The organism is Bradyrhizobium sp. UFLA01-814, assembly GCF_046718885.1.
Taxonomy (GTDB): domain Bacteria; phylum Pseudomonadota; class Alphaproteobacteria; order Rhizobiales; family Xanthobacteraceae; genus Bradyrhizobium; species Bradyrhizobium elkanii.
Genome location: NZ_JAQOSR010000017.1, coordinates 1 through 23,800, shown reverse-complemented (window position 1 = coordinate 23,800; position 23,800 = coordinate 1). Strand labels below are relative to the sequence as shown.

General features: G+C 58.8%; 17 protein-coding genes and 2 pseudogenes. 16 read left to right on the top strand and 3 right to left on the bottom strand.

From position 1 onward, the window contains the following. Positions 1-4 precede the first annotated feature (4 nt). The 9 genes and pseudogenes from PMN64_RS07885 to PMN64_RS07845 all read left to right on the top strand — a co-directional run bounded on the left by PMN64_RS07885 (position 5) and on the right by PMN64_RS07845 (position 9,258). A complete protein-coding gene (locus PMN64_RS07885; protein WP_411780328.1) occupies positions 5-1,066 on the top strand; it encodes a branched-chain amino acid ABC transporter permease in 1,062 nt (353 codons plus the stop codon). A gap of 29 nt (positions 1,067-1,095) precedes the next feature. After that, positions 1,096-2,424: an ABC transporter substrate-binding protein gene (locus tag PMN64_RS07880; RefSeq protein WP_411780281.1), complete on the top strand. Its 1,329-nt coding sequence runs from the start codon at positions 1,096-1,098 to the stop codon at positions 2,422-2,424. A gap of 67 nt (positions 2,425-2,491) precedes the next feature. After that, positions 2,492-3,316 (top strand): ABC transporter ATP-binding protein, encoded by an 825-nt coding sequence (locus PMN64_RS07875; RefSeq protein WP_411780280.1) that lies wholly within the window; start codon positions 2,492-2,494, stop codon positions 3,314-3,316. Positions 3,317-3,332: 16 nt separating this feature from the next. Next, complete coding sequence (locus tag PMN64_RS07870) at positions 3,333-4,529, top strand: acyl-CoA dehydrogenase family protein (RefSeq protein ID WP_411780279.1); 1,197 nt, start codon at positions 3,333-3,335, stop codon at positions 4,527-4,529. A gap of 110 nt (positions 4,530-4,639) precedes the next feature. Further along, a pseudogene (locus PMN64_RS07865) lies at positions 4,640-5,038 on the top strand (ATPase, T2SS/T4P/T4SS family); the annotation flags it as partial. Positions 5,039-5,318: 280 nt separating this feature from the next. Then, the gene (locus PMN64_RS07860; RefSeq protein WP_411780278.1) at positions 5,319-6,095 is read left to right on the top strand and encodes an ABC transporter ATP-binding protein; all 777 of its coding nucleotides are present in this window, start codon (positions 5,319-5,321) and stop codon (positions 6,093-6,095) included. Further along, positions 6,095-6,928 (top strand): ABC transporter permease, encoded by an 834-nt coding sequence (locus PMN64_RS07855; RefSeq protein WP_411780277.1) that lies wholly within the window; start codon positions 6,095-6,097, stop codon positions 6,926-6,928. Before PMN64_RS07860 ends, PMN64_RS07855 begins: the two co-directional genes overlap by 1 nt. 33 nt (positions 6,929-6,961) lie before the next feature. Then, positions 6,962-8,023 carry an ABC transporter substrate-binding protein gene (locus tag PMN64_RS07850; protein WP_411780276.1) on the top strand — a complete coding sequence of 354 codons (1,062 nt, stop codon included), beginning with the start codon at positions 6,962-6,964 and terminating at the stop codon, positions 8,021-8,023. A 62-nt stretch (positions 8,024-8,085) separates the two neighbouring features. Further along, positions 8,086-9,258: an LLM class flavin-dependent oxidoreductase gene (locus tag PMN64_RS07845; RefSeq protein ID WP_411780275.1), complete on the top strand. Its 1,173-nt coding sequence runs from the start codon at positions 8,086-8,088 to the stop codon at positions 9,256-9,258. A gap of 622 nt (positions 9,259-9,880) precedes the next feature. Here the strand turns inward: PMN64_RS07845 and PMN64_RS07840 are convergent. Next, positions 9,881-11,350 (bottom strand): pentapeptide repeat-containing protein, encoded by a 1,470-nt coding sequence (locus PMN64_RS07840; RefSeq protein WP_411780327.1) that lies wholly within the window; start codon positions 11,348-11,350, stop codon positions 9,881-9,883. Between the two features lie 899 nt (positions 11,351-12,249). Here PMN64_RS07840 and PMN64_RS07835 point away from each other — a divergent pair. Together PMN64_RS07835 and PMN64_RS07830 are read left to right on the top strand one after the other, a co-directional pair. Continuing rightward, positions 12,250-12,708, top strand: coding sequence for an acyl-CoA dehydrogenase family protein (locus PMN64_RS07835; protein WP_411780274.1), 459 nt, complete (start codon positions 12,250-12,252; stop codon positions 12,706-12,708). Positions 12,709-14,082: 1,374 nt separating this feature from the next. Continuing rightward, complete coding sequence (locus PMN64_RS07830) at positions 14,083-16,044, top strand: putative bifunctional diguanylate cyclase/phosphodiesterase (protein WP_411780273.1); 1,962 nt, start codon at positions 14,083-14,085, stop codon at positions 16,042-16,044. Between the two features lie 957 nt (positions 16,045-17,001). Here the strand turns inward: PMN64_RS07830 and PMN64_RS07825 are convergent. Beyond that, the gene (locus tag PMN64_RS07825; protein ID WP_411780272.1) at positions 17,002-17,862 is read right to left on the bottom strand and encodes an MBL fold metallo-hydrolase; all 861 of its coding nucleotides are present in this window, start codon (positions 17,860-17,862) and stop codon (positions 17,002-17,004) included. A 560-nt stretch (positions 17,863-18,422) separates the two neighbouring features. On the opposite strand from PMN64_RS07825, the gene PMN64_RS07820 reads away from it, so the two are divergent. The 5 genes from PMN64_RS07820 (at position 18,423) to PMN64_RS07800 (ending at position 23,206) form a co-directional block, all read left to right on the top strand. Continuing rightward, positions 18,423-18,725 carry a hypothetical protein gene (locus PMN64_RS07820; protein WP_411780271.1) on the top strand — a complete coding sequence of 101 codons (303 nt, stop codon included), beginning with the start codon at positions 18,423-18,425 and terminating at the stop codon, positions 18,723-18,725. Further along, positions 18,722-19,156: a type II toxin-antitoxin system VapC family toxin gene (locus PMN64_RS07815; RefSeq protein WP_411780270.1), complete on the top strand. Its 435-nt coding sequence runs from the start codon at positions 18,722-18,724 to the stop codon at positions 19,154-19,156. Before PMN64_RS07820 ends, PMN64_RS07815 begins: the two co-directional genes overlap by 4 nt. 763 nt (positions 19,157-19,919) lie before the next feature. Then, a complete protein-coding gene (locus PMN64_RS07810; protein ID WP_411780269.1) occupies positions 19,920-20,666 on the top strand; it encodes a YqcI/YcgG family protein in 747 nt (248 codons plus the stop codon). A 141-nt stretch (positions 20,667-20,807) separates the two neighbouring features. Then, complete coding sequence (locus PMN64_RS07805; RefSeq protein ID WP_411780326.1) at positions 20,808-22,106, top strand: APC family permease; 1,299 nt, start codon at positions 20,808-20,810, stop codon at positions 22,104-22,106. Beyond that, positions 22,103-23,206 carry a radical SAM protein gene (locus PMN64_RS07800; RefSeq protein WP_411780268.1) on the top strand — a complete coding sequence of 368 codons (1,104 nt, stop codon included), beginning with the start codon at positions 22,103-22,105 and terminating at the stop codon, positions 23,204-23,206. The genes PMN64_RS07805 and PMN64_RS07800 overlap by 4 nt, the downstream gene beginning before the upstream one ends. A gap of 348 nt (positions 23,207-23,554) precedes the next feature. Here the strand turns inward: PMN64_RS07800 and PMN64_RS07795 are convergent. Next, a pseudogene (locus PMN64_RS07795) lies at positions 23,555-23,758 on the bottom strand (cold-shock protein). Positions 23,759-23,800 lie beyond the last annotated feature (42 nt).

Sequence of the window (23,800 nt, the reverse complement as noted above, 5' to 3'; positions counted from 1 at the left end):
TCCGATGGCGAGACCTGCCCGCTCGATTGCCGCCGGCTGGCTTACCCGCAGTCATCTCGCCCCTGCGATTCTTCTGATAGTAGCCTATGGCGTCGTTCCGTTCGCAGGCTCCGATTACCTGCTCGATGCAATGCTGACGCCGTTCCTTGCACTCGCGCTTGCCGCGTTGGGCCTCAATCTGCTCACGGGCTATGCCGGCCAAGTCTCGCTCGGATCGGCAGCCTTTCTCGCTGTTGGGGCCTATGCCGCCTACAATTTCAACCTACGTCTGCACGAATTGCCATTCCTGGTGAGCCTTGTCGCCGCGGGCCTTGTGGCCGCGGCCATTGGGATGGTGTTCGGTCTGCCGAGCCTTAGGCTGCGCGGCTTCTACCTCGCGGTCTCGACACTCGCGGCGCAGTTCTTCGTGCAGTGGGTGCTCACCAAGTTCGAGTGGTTCTCGAACAACAATCCATCCGGCGTGATCGACGCGCCGCCGCTTTCGGTGGCGGGACTCACCTTCTCGGGCGCGGCCGGGCGCTACTTGTTTTCGCTGACGGTCGTCGTAGCGGTGACGCTGCTTGCGATCCGGCTGCTGCGCTCCCAGGTCGGGCGGAATTTCATTGCGCTGCGCGACCATGAGACCGCCGCCAAGGTGCTCGGCGTGCCGTTGTTGCGTACCAAGCTGCTCGCCTTCGGCGTCTCATCGTTCATCATCGGGATCGCAGGCGTATTGTGGGCCTTCGCCTACTTGCGCACCGTGGAGCCCGCAGGCTTCAACCTGGATCGTTCGTTCGAGATCCTGTTCATTATCATCATCGGCGGGCTGGCCTCGATCCGTGGAGCGTTTCTCGGCGCGGCATTCATGGTCGTGTTTCCGCTTCTGCTTTCGCGCCTTGGCGCCGCGCTGCTCGGCGATGTCTTCGATTCCGGTGTGCTCGAGATGAGTCAGCGTATCGTTATCGGTGCGCTCATTATCGGCCTTCTGATCGCCGAACCGCGCGGCTTGATCGCGCTGGTTGACCGCCTCGCAGAGCGGGTCCTGCGCCGGTCTTCTCGTTGGTGTCGTCGCTCCACCCAGTTTTGAAAGGCCTCTTGAACCAAAGGGCAAATGTCATGCGTCTATCAAGATCTCTTCGGGCTGCGGCGCTCGCCGCCGCCATTGGCCTTTCTGCCGCGCTGTCGGCGCACGCCGACGAGCAGTTCTTCCCGTTGCAGAGCTACCGGGTCGGCCCCTACGCGGCTGGCGGCACGGGCTTCTTCGGCGGCTTCATCGACTATCTGAACCTCATCAATATTCGCGACGGAGGCGTTGGCGGCGTCAAGCTGACCTGGGAAGAGGGCGAGACGCAGTACGAGGTCGAACGCGGTGTCGAAGTCTATGAGCGGCTGAAAAGCCATTCGGGGGTGGCGGCCTGGAATCCGCTTTCCGTCGGGATTGCCTATGCGATGATCGATCGCATCACCAAGGACAAGGTGCCGCTGATCACCATCAACCATGGCCGGACCGATTCAACCGACGGTCGGGTGTTTCCTTACGTGTTTCCCCTGCTGCTCAACCCCTACAGCGAGACGTCCGGCATCGTGAACTACATCGCCTCGCGTGAGGGCGGTGCCGACAAATTGAAGGGCAAGAAGATCGTCGTGCTCTATCACGGCTCGCCGTACGGCAAGGAGACGATCCCGATCTACAAGCTGCTCGCCGACAAGTATGGCTTCTCCCTCGAGCAGGTCGAGGTGCCGCATCCCGGCAATGAACAGCAATCGCAGTGGCTGTCGATCCGGCGTGCCAAGCCCGATTATGTGGTGCTGCGTGGCTGGGGCGTGATGAATCCGGTGGCACTGAAGACCGCGCAGAAAGTCGGCTTCCCGGTCGATCACATCATCGGCAATGTCTGGTCAAATTCGGAAGAGGACGTCATTCCCGCCGGCGATGCCGCTAAGGGCTATGTCGCGATCACGACCCAGGCGTCCGGCGCCGAATACACGGTCCTGCAGGAGATCATCAAGACCGTCTACGGTGCAGGCAAAGGCAATCTCGAGGACAAGAAGCGAATCGGCAGCGTCTATCACAACCTCGGCATCGTCAACGGCATTCTCAATGTTGAGGCGATCCGGATCGCGCAGCAGAAATTCGGCAAGCGAACGCTCACCGGCGACGAGGTGCGCTGGGGTTTTGAGCATCTGCAGCTCGATCCCGCGCGGGTCGAGGCGCTGGGCGCCAAGGGCCTGTTTCATTCCATCAACGTGACCTGGGACAATCACGAGGGCGATGGTCGCGTGACCTTCCAGCAGTGGGACGGCACCAAGTGGAAGGTGGTGTCGGACTGGATCGCACCCGACTGGGCGTTCCTGCGCCCAATCATCGAGAAATCGTCGGCGGCCTATGCGACTGAACACAACATCAAGACTCGCAAATCCGACGACACGCCAGTCAGCCAGTGACGGCAACGGAGATGACCCGGGAGCAGGCGTTGCCTGCTACCGGATCCTGAAGATCTGGAGCATCGCAATGAGCGATCATCTTCTTGTCCTCGAAGGCCTGGCTGCGACCTACAACCATGCCATTCGCGCGTTGTCGGACGTCTCGCTCACGTTGCGCCAGGGCGAGATCGTCGCGCTGCTTGGCGCCAATGGGGCGGGTAAGTCGACGACGCTGAAAGCGGTCTCCAATCTGTTGCATGCAGAGCGTGGGCAGCTCGTCCGCGGTCGCATCGTGTTCGACGGGCACGAGACAAGCGCGCTCGCCTCGGCCGAACTGGTGCGTCTGGGTCTGGTCCCGGTGCTGGAAGGCCGCCACTGCTTTCGTGCGCTCACGGTCGAGGAGAACCTGATCGCCGGCGGCATCGGGGGCGGTTTATCGCGACGCCAGATCGCGGCGGGGCTTGGGCGCGTCTACACATTGTTTCCGCTCCTGAAAGAGCGCCGGCGATCGGCCTCGGGCCTCACCTCGGGCGGCGAGCAGCAGATGACGGCGATCGGCCGCGCCTTGATGGCGCGCCCGCGACTTCTGGTGCTGGACGAGCCGTCGATGGGCCTCGCCCCCCTCATGGTCGAGACGATCTTCAGCACATTAAGGCGACTCAATCGCGAGGAGGGATTGTCGATCCTGGTCGCTGAGCAGAACTCGACAGTGGCACTGCGCTACGCCGACCGCGCCGCAGTGCTCGACGCCGGATCGACGGTGCTGGCGGGCGACGCCGCGGACATGCGCGGGCGGGCCGAGATCAAGGCGCTCTATCTCGGAAGTCCCGGGGAGAGCGCAGCCCACCCGGCGCATTGCGCTGCCCCTCGCCGGCCGATCATGCGGCCGTTTGACAACAGCTTCATCCGATAGAAAGAGGAGAATACCCATGAGCAAGGACAATCTCGCGCGCGTCGCGCAGGACGATATTTATTCTAGTCTCGACCGCGCGATCGAAACAACGGTCAAACTCCATGCCGAGCGCAACGACCTCGAAGGCCGATTTCCGAGAGAAAACCTGCAGGCGCTGGCGGCGGCGGGTTGGACGGGGGTTCTCAATGAGCTGCGTTTCGGCGGGCTTGGGTTAAGTCATGGAGACTTCGCGGAGGCAGCCTATCGTATCGGCCAGCATGATGCTTCGACAGGGCTCGTCTATGTCATGCATGTCGGCGCGGCCCAGACCATCAACCTGTTCGGCAATGACGATCAAAAGGAGCGTTGGCTCAAGGCGAAGGGCGGCACTCTGCTCGGCACCTATTCGACCAGCGAGCGGGCCTCCGGTGGGCATTGGTGGTACAATTTCTCGGAAGCCGGACGTGATGGCGAGAACTATGTTCTCAATGCCGAGAAGTCGTTCACGACGAGTTCGGGCCAGGCCGACTTCTACGTGGTCCAGACGCGCTCTCCCGGCGCCAAGGATCAGACCGACATCTCTTTCTTCATCGTCGATGGCAAGGCGGCTGGAATCTTGCCCGGCCGCTGGGACGCGCTCGGCGTCAAGGGAAACCACTCCGGACCGATCCGCTATGCGGGCGTCAAGATTCCGAGCCGCGATCGTCTGGGCGCCGAGGGACAGGGTAAAGAGATCATCTATGACGGCGTCTCTCCGGCTTATCTCATCGGCCTCGGCGCGGTCTGGGAGGGGGTGGCGCGCGGTGCCCTCAATGCGGCTGTCGCGCACACATCGAGCTTTGTTCACAAGGACAAGAACAAGAACCTGTCGGACTATCAGGCGATCCGCCAGGAGCTCGGGGCGGCGAAGGTGCTGGTGGAGACTTTGCGCCCCTGGCGCAACGAACTCGCCGCCAAGCTGGACGAGCTGTGGCGTGCCGGCAAGCCGCAGAGCGAGATCCTGATTCCGCTCACCGAGTTCAAGGTTCATGCCGCCGAGGTCGCGAACAAGGTGGCCGCCGCGGCGTTGACCGTGACCGGCGGTTACGGCTATCGGCGCGGGCCGATCGAACGATCGTTCCGGGATGCCCGTGCTGCAATCGCGATGGGTCCATCCAACGTGATCGCACGGGATTGGATCGGAAAGTCGCTGGTCGGGCTGCCGCTTGAGCTATTCTACGAGGGCGGGGAATAGGGCACGATTCGGCGGAACAGGGTGTTCCGGCTGCTCGCACGCCAAAGTCTAGCGCGTGAGCTTCGTTTGCCGTGCCGGGTGATCGAGTGCCGCAAGGCTTGCGGCCAAACGCTTTCGCAACCGTGACCGCCGATCAAGCGGCAGCGCTGCGGCCCGCCGTCGCATCGCGCAAAAACGTCCTGGTCGCTGGCGGCTCCTCGGCCGGCAAGGCCACCCGCCGGCACCATCGATCACGTGGTGCTGATCGAGGGCACATGCGAGCTGCAGTGCCCCGTCCAATCTGGTCGCGCTGCGCACCAAGGATGCATCGCGTCGCTGTCGGACCTGGTCCGGTCTTCCTACGTTTGCGCCCTGACTGCATTCCGATCGGCGAGGTGCGGGGCAGCGAAGCCTTGGAACTCTTCAAAGCCTGGGGTACCGGCCATCCCGGTGGGATGGGTACAATTCACGCGGCACTGGGCGCGCTTCGCCGCCTCGAGCAGCTGATCCAGGAGGCCGTCCTCACTTTGTGCGGCGGGAGATCCGGGACGACATTCAGCGAGCCGACGTGAGGGTGGCCGCCTGATCGTACTATGGTTGCTCACCGCCTGGACGAAAGCAGGCGCGGTGGTCCGCAAGAATGCAAGAATCGTGGCGAAGCATCGATTGCCACAGGTGCAGGCAATGCATTCGTACTGCGTGATCGAGGAAACTCAGCATACGTCAATCGGAGGCTTTCGATCTTTGAAAGCACTATCCCCGTCCCCCGTGGATAATGCGTGGCTTGTCCACTGCTGTATGAGCCGTCTGATGTTCTCCGTAAGGGGTGTCTCCAAGCATTTCGAGAAACGCGACGGGAAGCCCCTTTCTGCTCTTCAGGAGATTGATCTCGATATTCGGGCTGGCGAGTTTCTGTCGATCATCGGTCCGTCCGGTTGCGGAAAGACGACCCTGTTGAACCTTGTCGCGGGCTTCATCAAGCCAACGACGGGTGTCGTGCTAAAGCAAGGCGTCGAAGTCCGCGGACCGGGGCCGGATCGCACAATGATGTTTCAGGATTACGCATTGTTTCCGTGGCTGACCGTCGCCGACAACATTGCGTTCGGATTGGGTGCGCAGAGATTGCGAAGGGAAGAACGGGACGCTCGTGTCAATCATTTCATTTCGCTCGTCGGATTGGACGGTTTTGACACGGCCTATCCATCTCAATTGTCCGGGGGCATGCGACAGCGGGTCAGCATCGCGAGAGCGCTCGCTCCGGATCCAGATGTTGTCTTGATGGATGAGCCCTTTGCGGCGCTTGATTCACTCACCCGCGACCGGCTTCAGGAAGAGCTACTCGCAATCTGGTCCCGCGCTCGCAAGACCTTCCTCCTGATCACGCACAACGTCGAGGAGGCGGTGTTCCTGAGCGATCGGGTGATCGTAATGGAAGCTCGGCCGGGCCGCATCCGTTCTGTCATCGACGTATCGATCCCGCGCCCCCGCGCACCCGAGATTCGCGTGCGCGATCCCCTGTTCCTCAATCTGAAGCACGAGGTACTCGACTTGCTGGGCAACGGCACCCCCACGGCGGAGAGTCGTTGATGTCGCTGTTGCAGGTTGGCAATTATTCGCTGGATCGATCCAGCGCCGAGCGTAGTGGCGGCAAAACGAGGTCTGTCGTCTCCGCATTGAGCGGGGCTCGATATTTCGTTCCGTTAATGCTGCTGCCGGTCTTGTGGGAGCTGGGCGTCCGGTCCGGGATCGTCAACGGCAATTTGCTTCCGCCACCGTCGGCCATCGCGGCCGCCGTTGTGGATCTGGCTCGCGCCGGCATGCTATGGCGCGACGTGTCCGCCAGTATCCTCAGGGTTCTGGTCGGCTTCTCCGTGGCTACGATTGCGGGGGTAGGGTTCGGCCTTCTTCTGGGGCGGTTGCCTGTGCTGAGCCGGTACGTAATGCCGCTGATCGAGGTCGTCCGTCCAATCTCCGTGATCGCGTGGATTCCGATCGCGATTCTGTGGTTCGGACTCGGGGATCGGCCCGCCTGGTTTCTGATTTCACTGGGCGCATTCTTTCCGATCTTTACCAGTACTTACGATGGCGCCCGCTCGCTTGCTGATGTGTACGTGCGCGTAGCGCGCTGCTTCGGTGCGCCGAGATCGTTGTTCATTCGCCAGGTCCTGTTGCCCGCGACACTCCCGCATATTCTAACTGGAATGCGGATTGGGCTCGGCACCGGCTGGACGTGCGTGATCGCGGCCGAACTGGTCTCGGCGACCTCGGGGCTTGGCTACATGATCCAGCTTGCGCGGACCACGATCGAAACTGAGAAGGTGCTTGCCGGCATGATGGTCATCGGCCTGATCGGCTATGTCATGAACAGCCTGATGCTGCTGGTCGAGCGCAAGCTCTCTGTGCGGCCAGCCGCCGACTGATTGAATTGCTGTCAACATGAATGGGGTGATGTCGTGAAACGCAGAACGTTCCTGATCGGCGCAGGTACTGCGCTTGGCGGTCTGGCGGCCGGGTTTCCGCGGCCGCCGATCATCAAGGCGCAAGCCAAGCCATCGTCCAAGATCACACTTGGCTATCAGAGCCTCTGGGCGGGTGGCGGCGAAATTTTCGAGACGTTGCGCCACACTAACATCCTCGAGCTCAACGGAATCGAAGCCGAGTTCAAGACCTTCACTTTCGGTGGACCGCTCGGCGAAGCCGCCGTTGCTGGAAGTATCGATAACATCTATGCGGCGGACGCGCCCACGTTGCGAGCGATCTCCCGCATTCCCGGTTCGAAAGTGCTGCACCGGACACATGATCAGCGCTTCGGCATCGTCGTGCGTAACGACTTTAAAGGTACCACCCTTGCGGATCTGAAGGGAGCGAAGCTGTCAGGCCCGTTCGGAACCACAGTATTCCCCCGCAGCGTTCAGGCGGTGGTGGCGGCTGGAATCAAGGAGCCGTTCAGGGACATTACCATCATCAATCAGGATATTGCCGAACAGGCGGAATCGCTGAGAGGTGGGCTCGTTGACGCGGTCGCAACCTGGGATCCGACTTACGAAAGGCTGTTGCAGCAGAAGATCGGCAAGGAGTTGTGGCGCGATCCCAAGGGGGCTTCCGGAATTCAGGGATTAAGCGGGCCATGGCTGGCACGCCACGGCGAGGAGGCGGCGGTCCGCTTCCTGAAAGCATGGATTGTGGCGACCTGGTGGACGTCGAACAACCTCGCGCAAGCCGACCAATGGTTCGCGCAAACCTCCCGCCTGGACGCCAGCCTGCTGCGCGTCGCCACGGATGCCGATCGCTATCTGCGCGCGCCGGTGAAGGACGTCAAGACGCTGGATTTCACCATCACCGCCAACGAAATCTTAGAAAGCCAGAAGGTCCTCGACTTCCTGCATGTGCAGAAGCTGCTCACTGCGCGGATCGAGGCCGCTTCCTATTACGATCGCGGACCATTGACCATTGCGCAAACGCAAATAGCGACCGGCGATTTTCCTGATCCCGCGAAGATCAGGGTCGTGGACTAACGCACGAAATTGCCACAACCGGCCGCTGCGCTGTCGCACGGCTCTTCTCGTTTGGAGTTGAGATGAATTTGGACACCCGAATTCCCGGGCCACGCTCGCCTGCGGATTTTGCAGACAGCCCGCTTGCACGCGTGCTGCGCCAACCGATGATCCTTGGCCTGTTTCTGCCCACACAAAGCGGAGGGTGGTCGGCCTCGGCCGCGCCAAGGTCCACATCATGGGAGTTCGACTACAACGCGGCGCTGGCACTCCGCGCCGAGGAACTAGGGTTCGATCTGGTGTTCGGATTGTCGGAGTGGGTTCGCGCCGGGGGGTATGGTGGGAAAATTCGTTTTAGGGAGGATTCGATTGATCCGTTCATCACCGTCACTGCGCTCGCTGCGCTGACCAGACGGTTGCTGCTGTTGTCGACTATCCACATTCTTTATGGTCCGTGGCATCCGATGCATCTGGCACGCTTCGCAGCCACGGCTGACCACATTTCGAAAGGGCGTTTCGGCATCAACGTCGTGACCGGCTTTTCTCCAGCCGAACCACTGATGTTCGGCATGCGCCGCCAGGAGCATGATCTTCGCTACGAGATGGCGGACGAGTTCATGTCCATCACGAACCGGCTTTGGCAATCAGAGCACAATTTCAGCCATGACGGTCGATTCTGGTGTCTTGAGAATGCCTTCGTGCGTCCGAAGCCGCGCTACGGACGGCCGATTCTTGTGAGCGCGACCGGTTCGCCCGCAGGCTTTTCCTACGCGGCGCGGCACTCGGATCTCGCCTTCATCACAAGTCCTGCGGGAGCCAACGTCGCTCGGGCCATCGAGGCGCTGCCCGCACATACGGCCAAGCTCAAGGCCCAAGCCCGCACCTTCGGTCGTGAAATCCGTACCATCATCAATCCGATGATCGTCTGCCGGTCGACGGAGGCCGAGGCGAAGGAGTATTATGAAGAGATCATCCGGTTAGCGGACATGGAGGCGGCCGCCGGATACGCCAATCATTTCAAGAGTGGGGACAGCAAAGCCTGGACCAATCATGTGCCGCGGGAACGCATTCTCGGCGGGAATGTACACCTCATCGGTGACCCGCAGCAGGTTGCGGACTGGCTCATCGCTCTGAACAAGGCCGGCTGCGACGGGATGCAAATCTCGTTCTACGATTTTCGCGAGGACCTCGAATTCTTCGGCAAGTCAGTTTTGCCGCTACTGCAGCAAGCCGGGGTGCGGTTGCCGGTCAACTAGAGGCTCAATCTTGCTCTGCCTGAAGCCCACATTCGCTACGGTTTGCAAGCCGCATCGATCGACCTTCATGCGGAACCGGAGGTCTCCAGCAAGCCGATTATCGTAGCGCCTGCCGGAGAACACCGCAGGCCGAACCGGCAGGTTATGCAAGAGCGAATGGTCCTTGCTGGACACTTTGCCGCGTGATCGTCCCGCCCATAGATGTCTGGATCGGTTGATACAGCTCCGTGCCAACGCACACGGGCGATCGATGCTTCAATCATAGCGGCACCCACGCGGCTGCGTGGAGCCCTACTTGCTGGTCTCCTTCAACAATCGCTTGCATCTCGCCGGCGTCCGCGGCCCATCCGCCCTAAGGCGAACCCCGCACCTATCCTTCCCATCGTGATAGCATGTCACTGATGTTGGTCTCGTCAAGTTTGTACGGTGTAAGACCCACATGATGCAGTCTCTTGGACCCTCGGGGATGAGGCGCGCAAAGCCTTCAAAAGCTCGCTCGGGCGACACTTTGCTTATAGGGCTGGAGGCCCACTCTACATGCTTCCAGCTGCTCTGTTTTCCGGAGGACTGGTTTTTGGCTGGGCATACCACGTCATCGATTTTTACGTTTTTCACAGCAGACTCAAGTTGACCCTTCTCGACCACGTCTCATCAAGGACGAAAACTCGGTGAGATAATTTGAAGCGTCGTTCTGTTGATCCGAGGCCGCCTTCAACGCAGGCCCAAGCCCAGGACATCGGTCTGCGAAGAACGGCGGCTCAAACGTCGTAATTTTTGCATCCGAGAAGTCCGTCTTTACGAAGCTTGCTTGAAACGGCGATATCCCGCTCAAATTCGCCCTGTGGAGAGACGATTGGTTCATCCGGACATAAGCGGTGCGTGCGGCCTCCAGGTTGCTGTCGGTCATTTCTGCCGCAATGTACGACTGGATCAGATTGGCACCCTCAAAGTTCGCGCGAGTCAATGTCATGGATTGCGCAAGATCGCCCGTAATGACCGATCGGTAGAGATAGGCCCTGGAGAAGTCTGCGCCGGCGGCATCGCAGCCGCGTATGAACGCAGAGCGAGCGCGGAGGCCGCTGAAGTTGGCGGCCCTCATTGCACTCTCCGTAATGGAGATGGCTTCTCCTGACGCATGGGACATGTCCGCTCCGTCGAACTGGCAACACCGAACCGATGCGCCGTTCAAGACCGCTCCGACGAGATTAGCGTTGGCGAAGTTCACGGACAGGAAGCGCCCCTGCGTTAGGTCTGCTTGCTCAAGGTCAGCGTTTGAAAGGTTCGAGAGGCTGAAATCTGAAAATGGAGCGTTCAGCGCCTTTGCCATGATGTGACCGTGCGCTTTCTGCAACCGCAGATATGGAAGATAGGCGTCGTCTAGTGCAAGCTCATTGACTGAGGTCGGGCGCAAGATTGACAGGCTCTCACCGCGGGAGCGGGAGAAACAACAGCCGGCCAGATGAGTATTCGTAACGGTAACCTGGTTCAGCTTGGCAAGGCGAAAGGAAGAGAGCGGAAGGAAACATTCATTGATTGTCGTTCCCTGCAATTCCGCACCGTCGAAGGTGGCGTGGCTCGCGTCGCACTGGTAGAAAAGGACGCCACTCAGCACCGCGTTATCGAACCGCGTTCGTCTCATGCTGCAGCCATGAAATAAGCTGCCCGTTGCATCAATCACGTTGCGCAGACTTGCATCATCGAAATTGCAAACCTGCGCGGCGATCGCATGCATATATGTGAAGTCGAGCTTGGCGCCTCGAAAGCTTGCATTTTCCAGTCCGGGACAAATAAGGGTGGCCTCGGACAGATCAGCCAAGTCTAGCTTCGCGCGGTGGAGTTGCGCGCGATTAAGAACGCTTCGGCGTAGCGAAAATTCGGATAGATCATAGCCGCAAAAGTTCTCATCGGATAACCTCAGACCGATGCCGGTCTTTTTGATCGCATCCTCCGTTCGCGTCCGGACCGCAGCTAGTGCTGACGCTCGATCACCCGATCGGCTCCAGTAGCGCAGAAAGTCACCATCTGATGAGGAATGACCTATTGGCGCTCGTTGGACTGCTGAATCCCCGATATTACCAGCGTTGCAGTCCATTTCTGTATGTCGCGACATCTTGGACACTCTTTGGAGCGCAGAATCCCTTAGGTGACCGAGTGTTTCCGGATCATGCCCAGGGCTGGTCAACGAGTTGAGCTCACGACTCGACCTCTCTAATTGCGGATCATTGTATTGGCCCTTTTGCCTTGCCTGCCGACGATTTTCGCTTTGGTGATTGCATGACGCTTGTAGCGATAGTGCAAACCGTTCGCGTCGGCTCAACTGTCACTTCTAGTAGGCTGCTCCCTATGTGCCGTCTCCGCAGCCTTCTTGCTTTGCGAGCAAGATCCCGGAGATTCCCCAAGGCATCTGCCTTGGTGCCTGAAGCCTGTGACTTCCGTTCGCTCCACTTGGACCCGGCCCGGTTTCGACTAGCACGTCGCAGATAGGCTAAGTCGATGTCGGCGCTTCTATGGCATCTCGGTCGGGACCTTGGCGTTATTCGGCCGGTTCTGGCTCACGACAACTCCGCTGCTCTCGGACCGGCTGCAAAGGCGGCGCGGGTGCAGCCTTTAACTCGATAAGTAATTTCATCGCCGCTCTCAAACTACAGTTCGCCTTAATCGTTGTTCGCGCATGCGACCAGCTTCTCAAACGCGGTTGGACGATCCTGGGATCGTCCAATTCGCTCTAGGACAATTGCTGCGCAATCTTGGGGGCTGTGGTGTCGATTTCGAGATCGTAGGCGCCAGGAACGTGGACGTCTTTCTGCCATTCAAGCACGGCCGCTCGGCTGGAATCTTGCCGGCCGTTGGGACGCGCTGGGCGTCAAGGCAAACCACTCCGGACCGATCCGCTATGCGGGCGTCAAGGTTCCGAGCCACGACCTGCTCGGCTCCGAAGGCCAGGGCAAGAGATCATCTATGACGGCGTCTCGCCGGTTTACCTGATCGGTCTTGGCGCCATGGGAAGGCGTCGCGCGCGGCGCCCTGAATGCGGCAGTCGCACATACCTCGAGCTTTGTGCACAAGCATAGAAACAAGAACCTGTCGGATTACCAGGCGATCCGTCAGGAGCTTGGGGCCGCCAAGGTGCTGGTGGAAACCTTGCGTCCATGGCGCAACGAGCTCGCCGCCAGGCTGGACGAGCTGTGGCGGGCTGGCAAGCCGCAGAGCGAGATCCTGATTCCACTCACCGAGTTCAAGGTGCACGCCGCCGAGGTCGCCAACACGGTTGCGACAACAGCCTTGACCGTGACCGGCGGTTACGGCTATCGGCGCGGGCCGATCGAACGCTCGTTCCACGATGCGCGCGCCGCGATCGCGATGGGACCGTCGAACGTGATCGCGCGGGACTGGATCGGAAAGTCGTTGGTCGGGTTGCCGCTCGAGCTGTTCTATGAGGGCGGGGAATAGGTCAAGCTCTGTGGCTGATGGTTGGGCCCGTTCCGTGACGGACCCGATCACGTGAGCTTTTCGGAATCGAATTCGCGCTCTTTCCGACCGTCTGCTCCAAAGCAGTCCGTCGGCATCAGCGGCGCAAGTGCAAGCCCGGTGATTTGCGCTGGTGCTCATTCTATCGTCGTCATACCATTGCGCTAAGCCCGACAGGGGCGAGCAAGCCCGCATACGAGCCCCAAGTTCACTCAACCAGATGTTTATCCCGCTACGCGCCGGCAAATGATCATTATCGAGGGACTGAGGGCGTTCGAATGGTCGTTTCCGAATTGGCCACCCTGTTGCGCGCCGTTCTGAAGGAGATGTGCGAGAGTGTCTCGCGTCAGGAGACCACGCTCGAACTCATGTCGCCTGCAAACTCCTGGAAGCCGTCACCCGCGGAGAGACGTCAATCGATGTCCAGAGGCAGATTGGCCGAGCCGCATTGGTCAATGCGCCCACGATTGGGCGTTAGCAAGTTGTCCCCCGGCCGATTTCTGTCCGTACCGCACAGTTCCATGACAGCATAGTTTTTCGGGCGGGCGACCGCGAGGTGCGGTCTGTGCGTTTTGGTGCAAACCTCGCACTTTAATTCACAGGGCAGAGCTTCGCGCGCTGGACGCAAATGACCCCGTTAGTTGGCATAGTACCCGTGCGCCCGCCGAGCACCAACGCGACAATCAACGCGGATTGCGGTCTACCGGCAGAGTCCGCTTAGACGAAGCCCGGACCTGGGGCGACTGAAGTGAACGCAAGGCGAGCAGGCTTGAGCTAAGCAGCGTGAGGCTGGCCGCAGTGCGTGTCAGAAAGCAAGTCGGAGACACGGTCACGTTTGAGCACGATCCCCTTTGATTGCATCGCCAGATCCGAGACCCCAGGTGCAATTCTGACGCCAGGAAATCGTCGATGCCTCCACCGAAAGATTGCCTAGCCAAATTATCGTCTGGCGTGTCGTGCAGCAGGACGGCGAACCGCGGGCCCCACGCAAAGAGAGAATCGTTGGAGCAAGCGCGCCAACCGTCGAATGCCGCGTCTCGGCGGCCTTCGTCGAGCCTGATCGATCTCGCACCGTCGCGCCGTTTCATTCAGCTTGGTGGTCGAGCTATCCGCATGCGGCTTAGCTCAAATCTGCGATCTATAAAAACGATAGATCGGTACGAAACGGACGGAGTTGGTCTTTAACGCATAACACCTCCAGACCTCAACAATGAGTCCGCCGCGCCTTTCTTCGGATGCAAGCTCGTAGGTGTTGTTAGGCTAGCGTTACAATCATGAGTTTATCTTTTGTCAAAGATTTGCCGCGACCCTCCAGCGCTGGCGCCAACGTCGAAGCGAGCCTTGCGGGGTCCCAGAATGAGGGCATATCTGAATTCCTATCTCTCCAAGCTGATGGCCGGGGACTTGGCGGCATTCGGCGGGCCGACCGCCGATGAAGCGGTCGCAGGATATATTCGTGCTGAGCAGCTCTCCCTCGTGCTGGGCTATTCGCTGGCCATCATGCTGGCCAACGCCTGCAATGCGACCGTGCTCGCAATTGCCCTTTGGCATTCGCCCGACCGAAATTTCGCCCTGGTCTGGGCGGCGACCGTCGTCTGCGGCGCGCTATCCATAGGCTTGAAGGCGCGTTCATCACGCCGGATGACGAAGCCCCAGTTCGTGTCGCGTCAGGCCATGCATCGGCTAGTACGCAATGCGTTGCTTCTCGGAACCGCCTGGGCGATCGTTCCGGTGGCTTTCTTCGCCAACGCCTCAAACGGCGGGCAGCTCGTCATAACATGTCTGTGCTCTGGGATGCTTGCCGGTGGCGCGTTCGCCTTCGCGACGATTCCGGTGGCGGCAGTGGCGTTCACGGCTCCGATCTTTGTGGGTACGGCAATCTGCCTCGGCAGAAACGACGATTTCGTCTATCTGCTCGTCGCCATCCTGGTTGTGGCCTATGGCTTCGTACTCCTGCACGGCGTTTTCGCCCATTCCTTCGAATTTACCAGACGCACCATTGCACAACTGGAGGCCGAAAGGAGGGGTCGGCGGGATCCCCTGACCCAACTGCCGAACCGCTTCGCCTTCAATGAGAGCCTCGAAGGCGCCCTCAACAGGCTCGCCCGCTCCGGCGAGGAATTCGCGGTTCTTATTCTGGATCTCGATCGCTTCAAGGAAGTGAACGACAAATTTGGCCATCTCGCAGGCGACGAATTTCTCGCGCAGGCCGCATCCAGACTGCAGCGATGCGTACGGGAGATTGATACTGTGGCGCGCATCGGCGGCGATGAATTTGCGCTTGTTATGACCAATCTGACCAAGTTGGAAGACGCGTTGGAAGTTGCCGAGCGGTTCGTCGGCGCCTTCGCCGAACCATTCCCGATCGAGAAATGCGAGATCGCAGGGGCGACCAGTGTCGGAATTGCAGTGGCCCCACGCGATGGCGACGTGCCTCATGAACTCCTGAGAAATGCCGACATTGCGCTCTATCGCGCCAAGCAGGCGGGGCCGGGAACAATTCGCTTCTTTGAGGCCAGCGACGACAAATCGGCGCGCGAACGCAGGACGCTGCAGCGGGATCTGGAGCTTGCGATCGACAGAGACGAGCTGTTCCTCCTCTACCAGCCTTTCCTTGATATTCGCAAGAACCGGGTCACCGGCTTTGAGGCCTTGCTGCGATGGCGGCATCCTGTCCGCGGAGTAATTTCCCCGACCGAGTTCATTCCAATCGCCGAAGAAACCGGCTTGATCCACGAGATCGGCGAGTGGGTAGTCCGAAGCGCCTGCTCGACGCTGTCGAACTGGCCGTCGGACCTCAGGATCGCCGTTAATTTTTCGGCGGCTCAATTCCATAACGCCAGCATCCTGCAGACAATCGTGCAAGCCCTCTCCCAAGCCAGGGTTGCTCCTCACCGTCTCGAGATCGAAATCACCGAATCGATGCTCATTTCGAAGTACGCGCCGGCATCATCGATCCTCAACTCGCTCTTGCAACTGGGAGTGACGGTGGCACTTGACGATTTCGGAACAGGATATTCATCTCTGACCTATTTGCTGAAGCTGCCTTACACTCGCATCAAAATCGATCAGTCCTTCATACGGGACATGCTGAGGCGGCCGGATAGCGCAGCGATAGTAAGGTCAATCATCACACTGGCGCAGGAACTGCAGATCGGCGTGGTCGCCGAAGGCGTCGAAACCGCCGAGCAGCTTGACTATTTGCGTCAGACCGGTTGTGACGAAGTGCAAGGATACCTCGTCGGTCGGCCGGTCGCGGTCGACCATGTTTTCGCTCTTCTCGATCAACCCAGCCAATGGTCGACTTCCGCGGCTTGAAGGATGAGGTCGTTTCGCAAGGTCGATGGTGATGAACATCGAACATCCGCATCTTGAGTGAAAGAGTTGCGCCGGTCGCCTCCGGCATCGTCGGTGCCAGTGCCGGTCTCGGCGATGCCACTGCCGCGAGCCATTCGAAAGAATCCTCGCACCAGAGACGCCGGCTGAGATGATGCGGCCCCCATTTGCGGGGGGCATTTCGGGGTGGCTTGACCTCAGGTGAGCACCACGCGCCCGGCAAAGACGTACCCTCGAGCAAAATTTGCCGCACACGACCAACTCACGTCAAGCTAACGAGTTAAGGACCCGTTGAATTTCGATGCCTCAGCCGCAGTTTGGGCTGCGTGGTCCGAGGCTGGCTTGAGGTCAGTCAACTATGGTTGCAAGGCCGGCGAAGTCCAATTACTTCTGCTTGGGAACACGTGCTCGCCGAATTTACTTCTGAAATGGTCGACAGCGACATCGTTGCACAAACTTCGCGTGGTAGTGACAAATGCGGTACGTGCGAGCAGTGTAGAAGCGTGTCCCGACACTTTCGGCTATCTCCTAGCTCATAGGCCTGAGGGCGCCCGCAATCCTATTAGGGCGGCTGCCTACAGTCTTGGCCAGGACGGTCGCGAAGCCTTCGGCAGTAAGCGGAGAATGTGCCTCATATGCAGCGGTTAGACGGAACCGCTTCGTCTCCCCAAGGGGCTCAAGAACCGCCTTTCGAGCGCTTTGATGACGTTGCTTCCCGAAGTCTGATCCAAGCCTGAGTTCGCCCCGACTGCTGGACTTGACGGGAGCTAGTGACGGGAGCTAGCGCGAAGCGCCCGCGGGTGCGAGGTGAAGGCGAGTTCGGGTGACGTCTTTAATTCGAGCTGGGCTGTGATCGCGCGTCGGTCGCAATCGATCCTCCAGATTTGAGCAGATGCGCACCTAGTCCAGCCTACTAGGAATTGCAACGCTCACAAACAACTACAACTGGTTCAGCGGTGTCTTCAGATAGCTGACGCCGTTGTCTTCCGGACGTGGAAGCTGACCCGCCCACATATTGAACTGCACCGCAGGAAACATCAGAAGGGGCATGTCGAGCTTGTTGTCGCGCGCGTTGCGCATCGCGACAAATTCTTCCTCACCCACACCATCATGAACGTGAACGTTCCTTTCGCGTTGCTCTGCGATCGTGCTTTGCCATAGTGGAGCGCGTCCACCAGGCTGATAGTCGTGGCAAATGTAAAGCCTCGTTTGCGCCGGAAGTGCAAACAGCTTCCGGATCGAGCGGTAAAGCATGTGAGCGTCACCACCCGGGAAGTCACATCGGCCGGTTCCGTAGTCCGGCATGAACAGGGTATCGCCGACAAATGCGGCATCGCCGATCACGTACGTCACACAGGCTGGCGTGTGACCGGGTGTGTGGATGGCGCGACCTTCCAGCTTGCCGATCCGAAAAGCCTCACCGTCCTTGAACAACTGGTCGAATTGGCTGCCATTGGTGGCGAATGCCGGTAAGATCTTTTTAAAGGTCCTCTGGACGATCGCAATGTTCTCGCCGATTGCGACGGTGAGCCCACAGCGTCCTGCGTTCGACCGGCAGAAGGCTGCTAAGATCAAAGCGGATTTGTTGCAGGTTACCTCACTCGCTCCCCAGGCGGGAGGCTGTGCTTCAAGGGTCTCCTCAAACGTCTGTTCGACGCACTTGGCCTGGCCGCGCATGAGCCCTTCCGAATCCGAGGCGAGCAGATCGACGGCAGCTTCCAGCTTGGCAGTGAAATCTGTTTGCTCAAAGCGAAGTGGCAGCCCAACCCATTGGGGGCCGCCGATCTGCATGCCTTCCATGGTAGGATCAGGCAGAAGGCGGCCCGAGCCCTCTTCGTCAGAGTGTCTGCAGCCGGCGACATGGAGAGCCGGCTGTTTCGCAGACGCCGTAAGTTACGCATCGCATTGGGCCTCTTTGCCATCAGTGTAGCTATCGACCACCGTCCAACCTTGCTTCTCGGCAGAGCCGCAACTGATCTTCGATCGATTCGTCGCGCTGATTGTCGGACAAGTAGCGGGCGTAAATTTCGATCTTCATGACGCCCCCTTAGTCCGGGAGGCGGTCACGCTTATGGCTGTTAGTTTCGGCTTGAACGAAATCCCGCGCGGCTGGCCGGGCGGGCATTGCGCGGATTGTTCCGCATCCGAACAAAGGCGTCGAACTGCGCTCTCAAGGCAAAATAAAAATATAGTAATATCAATTAGTTGTATCGAAACCGTTTGGTCTGAAATGAGGGGCGCGACATCGCGCCCTGCTTCGCCCTCTTATCGTCTCTGCCGCTCTTGGGGTCACAAAGAGCCGAGGCCTTGCAGCGAACCGAAGGTTCGGCTATATATCCAGATATAGTGTGGAGGCGACAGTGAGCAAGAGCGCGCAGAAAAGGGCGATCGAAAATTACCGATCCCGGCTGACGAAGCGTGGCATTGTGCGGTTCGAGCTCCAAGCCCTCGAGACCGATCGCGAGCTCATCAGGGGGCTTGCGCGCAAGCTGAGCGAGGAGGGGCCGGAAGCTGGCAATCTCCGGCGCACGGTTCAACAGGCCGTTTCTGGTGAGCCCCCCAAGGCCGGTGGCATCTTGAACGCATTGCGTCGTTCGCCACTCGTCGGCGCCGATCTCGACCTGAGGCGCCCGCGCGTAGAAGGGCGCAAGGTCGATCTGTGACGCGCTATCTTCTCGACACCAACATCATCAGCAATGTCGTCAAGCCGCAGCCGTCAGAGGCGCTACTGGCTTGGATGGCAGCGCAGCGAGATGAGGATCTGTTCATCGCATCACTTACGGTCGCGGAAATCCGGCGCGGCATCCTCGAAAAGCCACGCGGAAAGAAGCGGGATGCTCTCGATGCGTGGTTCTCCGGCCCGGAGGGGCCTCAAGCCTTGTTCGCCGGCCGCATTCTGGCATTCGACGAAAAAGCCGGGCTTATCTGGGCGCGACTCATGGCTGAGGGCAAAACCACCGGGCAGCCGCGCAGCGGGCTCGACATGATCATCGCAGCCGTTGCGGGAGCAAACGAATGTACTGTCGTAACGGACAACGAGAGGGATTTCGCCGGAGTTCAAATCACAAATCCGATGCGCGGAGGAGCGCCGTGAGCGGCATCCAGGTCCATCGACCTGCGCCTCATTGACGACCTCGTCGACTTTGTCCGAGGTCCCGGCTTCGTCCTGGATTTTTCCGACGCCAACTTCTCTGACTTCCCTGCCTCCGAACAAATCCGGAGGAGACCGTTGGCGAGCTTCCACATCTGACTGAGCGGTACCGGCCAAGACCGAAGCTGAGTGGCTGACCTGTCTTGCTCGCGACGCGAGATGGTATCGCCGTCTCTAACCTGTGCATCCATGATCTCCGCGGCGCGGATCTCCTCAAGGATCTCGATGTCAAGCACCTGGAGGCGGCAGACGCGCCGCCAGATTCGCGGATGGATGCAACGATATCTGCCGCCATCAAGTCTGTCTGGTTACGAAGCTTCTCACCGAATACTTCTGCGGGCACCGTCGATGGTTATCAAATCGGACGCCGACGAGCTAAGCTTGGGCAAACTTTGCGCTCAATCGCACAGAGCCGTGGCCTCAAAGCGACCCTCACTGTCAGCTTGCCGACATCAAACTTCGAAGCGTGGGACATCACACAGGGTCATCAGAGTGATCCCATTATCCGAACGTGACTGTCTCGTTTGGCACGCCCCCTGCAGGGCTACCCGCAAATGCTCTCCACCATAGAGGAGAAGTCATCCATGACAGGCCCGCCCAACATCGGCCCCGGACATTGCGCTCCGAGCGGCGGAACACTTTCTGGCGTACCGACCTCAGCCATCGCCGCTCAACGCTTTGTCCCCTAAATGGAAAGCGAGAGAGCATGCTGATTAACCAGGGTGAACTCGCCGGCCTCACTGAACGATTCCTGTGGGGTCGCGCAGTGATTTTGTACATTCTAACGAAGTTCGAAGATGAGGCTGGGAGTCGCACCGGTTTTCCCTGCTTCTTCGCGCAAAACGCGGTTAGGCGAGGCCATCTACGCTTCCTTCTCGTCCCATATGACCTCGAAAATTCGCGATATGAGCTAGACCATCTTGCTTGTGGGTTACGCAGCTACATTGAGGAGATCGATATCGACACTCTCGATATCAGCCACCACCGTCCATTACTTGTGCTCTTTGAGCCGGTTTCGGCACTGACGACGAGGGACAACTTCAAGCAGATTTTCATCGAAGCGATGCAATATCTGCTGGATCAAGATCAGCGACCATGGCCTTCGCACGTGTCTAAGGATCCTGCGCATCCTACGTGGACGATGTGCTTCCACGGCTGTGAGCTCTTCGTGAACGTAAGCCATCCGGCGCACGTTCTTCGCAGGAGCAGAAACATGGGAGCCGGGCTAGCCTGCGTCATCAACCCTCGTAAGATCTTTGACATCGCAGCTCCCGCCAACCGGCGCGGCAGAGCGGTCATGGCAAAGATCAGACGCAACATTGACACCTATGATGACGTCACTCACAGCCCGTTGCTGGGATCATACCTTCTAGGTGAAGCCCAGTGGCCGCAATACATGATCGCCGACAACAACGAGGATGCTCCCCTGCAGTGTCCTCTACGTTTCAACTGAGTTGCGGGACGGTTTGATTTTCGCTTCGTCAAGACCACGAATGCCGGTCCATTGGTCTTAAGCGTTAAGCGAGGGATGTCTCCGCGTTCCTGCCGACCGTGACATAGGCGGAATCAAGAGGTTGCAAATGTGAGGTTGGCGGTGATCGCGACCTGCGACGAACGCCTCTCTCTTTCGAGGGCTGATGTGAAAGATGAGCTGCAAAGCCAACTCAAGGGACACCTGGGACTTATCTCAGGCGCTTTGCTCATCGTCACGGTGATCCTTGGATCCGGCATTCTTGTGATCCCGGGGCTTGTATTCGAAAAGCTCGGCAAGGATGGCATCTACGCTTGGTTAGCATGCTCGCTCCTCTCTGCGCCGATCCTCGTAACAATGGCTATTCTGGGTCGTGCATATCCGAGCACCGGCGGGGTAGCGTACTATGCCAAGCTTGCATTCGGTCAGTACCTGGAGTTGCTGGTATCGCTGCTCTTCTTCGGAGCGACGGTATTGGGGTTGCCGTCCATCGCGATTGTGGGGGCGACTTACCTGCAAAAATTGACCGGCTCTAGCGTGGATGTTCATCTCCTTGCCGCGCTGCTCATTGTGTTTGCTGTCTGCCTTGCTCTGTTCAGGAGCGAGACACTCTCTAGTAGCGTAAGGCTAGTGGGTGGCTCGTCATTATCTCTTTTGGTGGGGGTGCTGGCTGTCCTACTCATGCTAGCGGCGCGGGCTAACGGTATCCGATTCAGTGACCCGACCGATCTTGCCTCGATCGCCGCCCAGATTCCGCTGATCTTCTTCTCTTTCGCCGGCTGGGAGATCGCGTCGCATTTGTCTGCGGACTTCCGCGATCCTAAGAGAACTTTTGGGACAGCAATGTTTTTTGCGTTTGTTCTGGTCTGCGGCGTGTACATCGCCAGCGCAGCGCTCGTGCATGTCTCCGATATCAAGTCAAACTTTGATACGCCAGTATTTCAAGCTGCAGTGCAAATCGCACCGACTGCGCCAGGTTGGCTGATTCCTCTGCTTGGAACAGTGCTGATCGCGGCCAATCTCTTCGGATCAGTTGTGGCCGTCTCACGGCTTGTTATTTACCTGTCCGGGCAAGGCGTTCTTCCCGCCTGCCTCGGCGACTTGCGCAATGGCGCTCCCCGCAACAGTGTATATTTTGTGGCTGCGTGTCTGATCACGGTCGTGATCGCCGATCAGATTCGGTTGCTAAACATTGAGATGATGTTCCGCCTGGCCGGCATGAACTTTCTTGCCATTTACGTCATTTCGGCCATCGCGCTCGCCAGGCTGCGGCGAGGAGCAGTTTCGTGGCTCCTCGCTGGCTTGGTGGTGATTCCCTCCGCGCCGATCCTGCTTAACGCAAAGTCTTCGCTCCTCTACATCGCATCTACTGCCTTCATCGCGTACTTTTCGAACCGCAACAGTCGAACGAGATTGTTATGAATCAACGCCATATCAATGAGGAGTTCAAGGCCGTCTCTATGAGAGAGGGCCTGCTACCTGTGAAAGTCACGCCGTTCTATGAAAAGAAGATCAAGGAAGAGGTTGCGGCGCTGGGCAATCATCTGGGGCCACTTCACCGGGTGTCCTTTCCAACGCAGGACAGAATTTCATTGAGGGCTCCCAATGAGGTAAAGGATTTCGTCAACGACAGATCAAATGCGTGTGGGCGCGCCAACAAAACCTCGATAGTGCGAAAATACGCAGACCGCGTACTCTTCCTAACCACCTCGAAGTGCTTTGGACACTGTCAGTATTGTTTCCGCATGGACGTGCTGAGTGAGAACACGTTCATTGACGAGCCAGATGAACAAGATGCTGACCTGGATCGGCTGATTGACTATCTTCGCCGCCAACCAGAAGTCACTGAGGTGATCCTGTCAGGGGGAGATCCCTTGATGCTGCCAGCGTCGCGGCTGGAGACAATCATCGAAGGAATTCGATTGGTTCCATCGGTGAAGTCAATCCGAATTCATACAAGAGCGATCGTATTTGAGCCAAAGGCGTTCACCGCAGAGAAGATTGATATCCTGGCGAGACACGGCCTTCGCATCACCTTCCACATCGTGCACCCATACGAAATCTGCGAAGAGGTCTCCGAAAAGATCGCAGACCTTCGAGGGCACAAGATTAGGCTCTACAATCAATTTCCATTGCTGCGAAATACCAATGATCATCAGCTAGTACTTCATCGTCTGCTGGAAAGGCTCGACGGGCTGGGCGTGCGCAATCTGTCAATCTTCATTCCAGATCCGATCAACTTCTCCGCGGCTTTCCGCGTGCGCTTGGGTCGCATTTGGCACATTGCAGATCAACTCAACTTGTTTTCGCCATCATGGATCAACTCGACCCGGTTCGTGCTCGACACCAGTTGCGGAAAGGTGAGGCGAGAACATTGTACGGAAAAGAACGGCGATACCGATCTCGTCCTCTTCGTACGCGACGGAAATTCAATTCCCTTCCCAGATTTTCCTGAGCATCTCGACGTTCCAGGAGAGCTCGAAGTCATGCTGTGGAAGGAATATGGAAGAGCGAAAGTGTGAATGGCGTCTGCTGCACACGTTCAATTGTCCCTATCGGAAGAACGTTGAGGGCAGGTTGCAGGGGCAGGCCGCCTCTTTCCTTTGCCACGCACGGATATCGCCGCTTGTTGGCGGCCTGGATGCTGTTGCCCTTTAGCAAGGCCGGTCAATCGACTGGTCCTGCTCCCTATCGCAAGCCGTTCGGTGCAGAGCCCCCTTGTAAGACCGTGGCCGTCGCGCCAAATGCCAATCCCATTGCGGGACGCGCAGACGACCTCAGCGATGCCAGGAATGCGCTGAGGCCAGATTGATACCACGGTGATCAAGGGCCGGAGGCGGCAAATCAGCCCGGCCTATCCTGATCGTATCCTATCCACCAATTCGCAGATCTTCGGCGGAGACCTTACCCGCACGGCCGCTCTTTGGTTCATAGCTAATGCGAGCGCCCTCCGGGAGGCCGTCATGGCCGGCTTTCTCTACAGCACTAATGTGCACGAAGACGTCCGGTCCCCCATCATCGGGTTTGATAAAGCCATATCCCTTGGTCGGATTGAATCACTTCACGGTACCCATCGCCACTGCAGTATCTCCAGTTTGAAGCCTGTTCTATCTAGC

Excerpts from the sequence above, each read along its gene's own strand:
- PMN64_RS07885 (WP_411780328.1), top strand. The coding sequence starts at position 5 with ATGGCGAGACCTGCCCGCTCGATTGCCGCCGGCTGGCTTACCCGCAGT.
- PMN64_RS07880 (WP_411780281.1), top strand. The coding sequence starts at position 1,096 with ATGCGTCTATCAAGATCTCTTCGGGCTGCGGCGCTCGCCGCCGCCATT.
- PMN64_RS07875 (WP_411780280.1), top strand. The coding sequence starts at position 2,492 with ATGAGCGATCATCTTCTTGTCCTCGAAGGCCTGGCTGCGACCTACAAC.
- PMN64_RS07870 (WP_411780279.1), top strand. The coding sequence starts at position 3,333 with ATGAGCAAGGACAATCTCGCGCGCGTCGCGCAGGACGATATTTATTCT.
- PMN64_RS07860 (WP_411780278.1), top strand. The coding sequence starts at position 5,319 with ATGTTCTCCGTAAGGGGTGTCTCCAAGCATTTCGAGAAACGCGACGGG.
- PMN64_RS07855 (WP_411780277.1), top strand. The coding sequence starts at position 6,095 with ATGTCGCTGTTGCAGGTTGGCAATTATTCGCTGGATCGATCCAGCGCC.
- PMN64_RS07845 (WP_411780275.1), top strand. The coding sequence starts at position 8,086 with ATGAATTTGGACACCCGAATTCCCGGGCCACGCTCGCCTGCGGATTTT.
- PMN64_RS07840 (WP_411780327.1), bottom strand. The coding sequence starts at position 11,350 with ATGGACTGCAACGCTGGTAATATCGGGGATTCAGCAGTCCAACGAGCG.
- PMN64_RS07830 (WP_411780273.1), top strand. The coding sequence starts at position 14,083 with ATGAGGGCATATCTGAATTCCTATCTCTCCAAGCTGATGGCCGGGGAC.
- PMN64_RS07825 (WP_411780272.1), bottom strand. The coding sequence starts at position 17,862 with ATGGAAGGCATGCAGATCGGCGGCCCCCAATGGGTTGGGCTGCCACTT.
- PMN64_RS07810 (WP_411780269.1), top strand. The coding sequence starts at position 19,920 with ATGCTGATTAACCAGGGTGAACTCGCCGGCCTCACTGAACGATTCCTG.
- PMN64_RS07800 (WP_411780268.1), top strand. The coding sequence starts at position 22,103 with ATGAATCAACGCCATATCAATGAGGAGTTCAAGGCCGTCTCTATGAGA.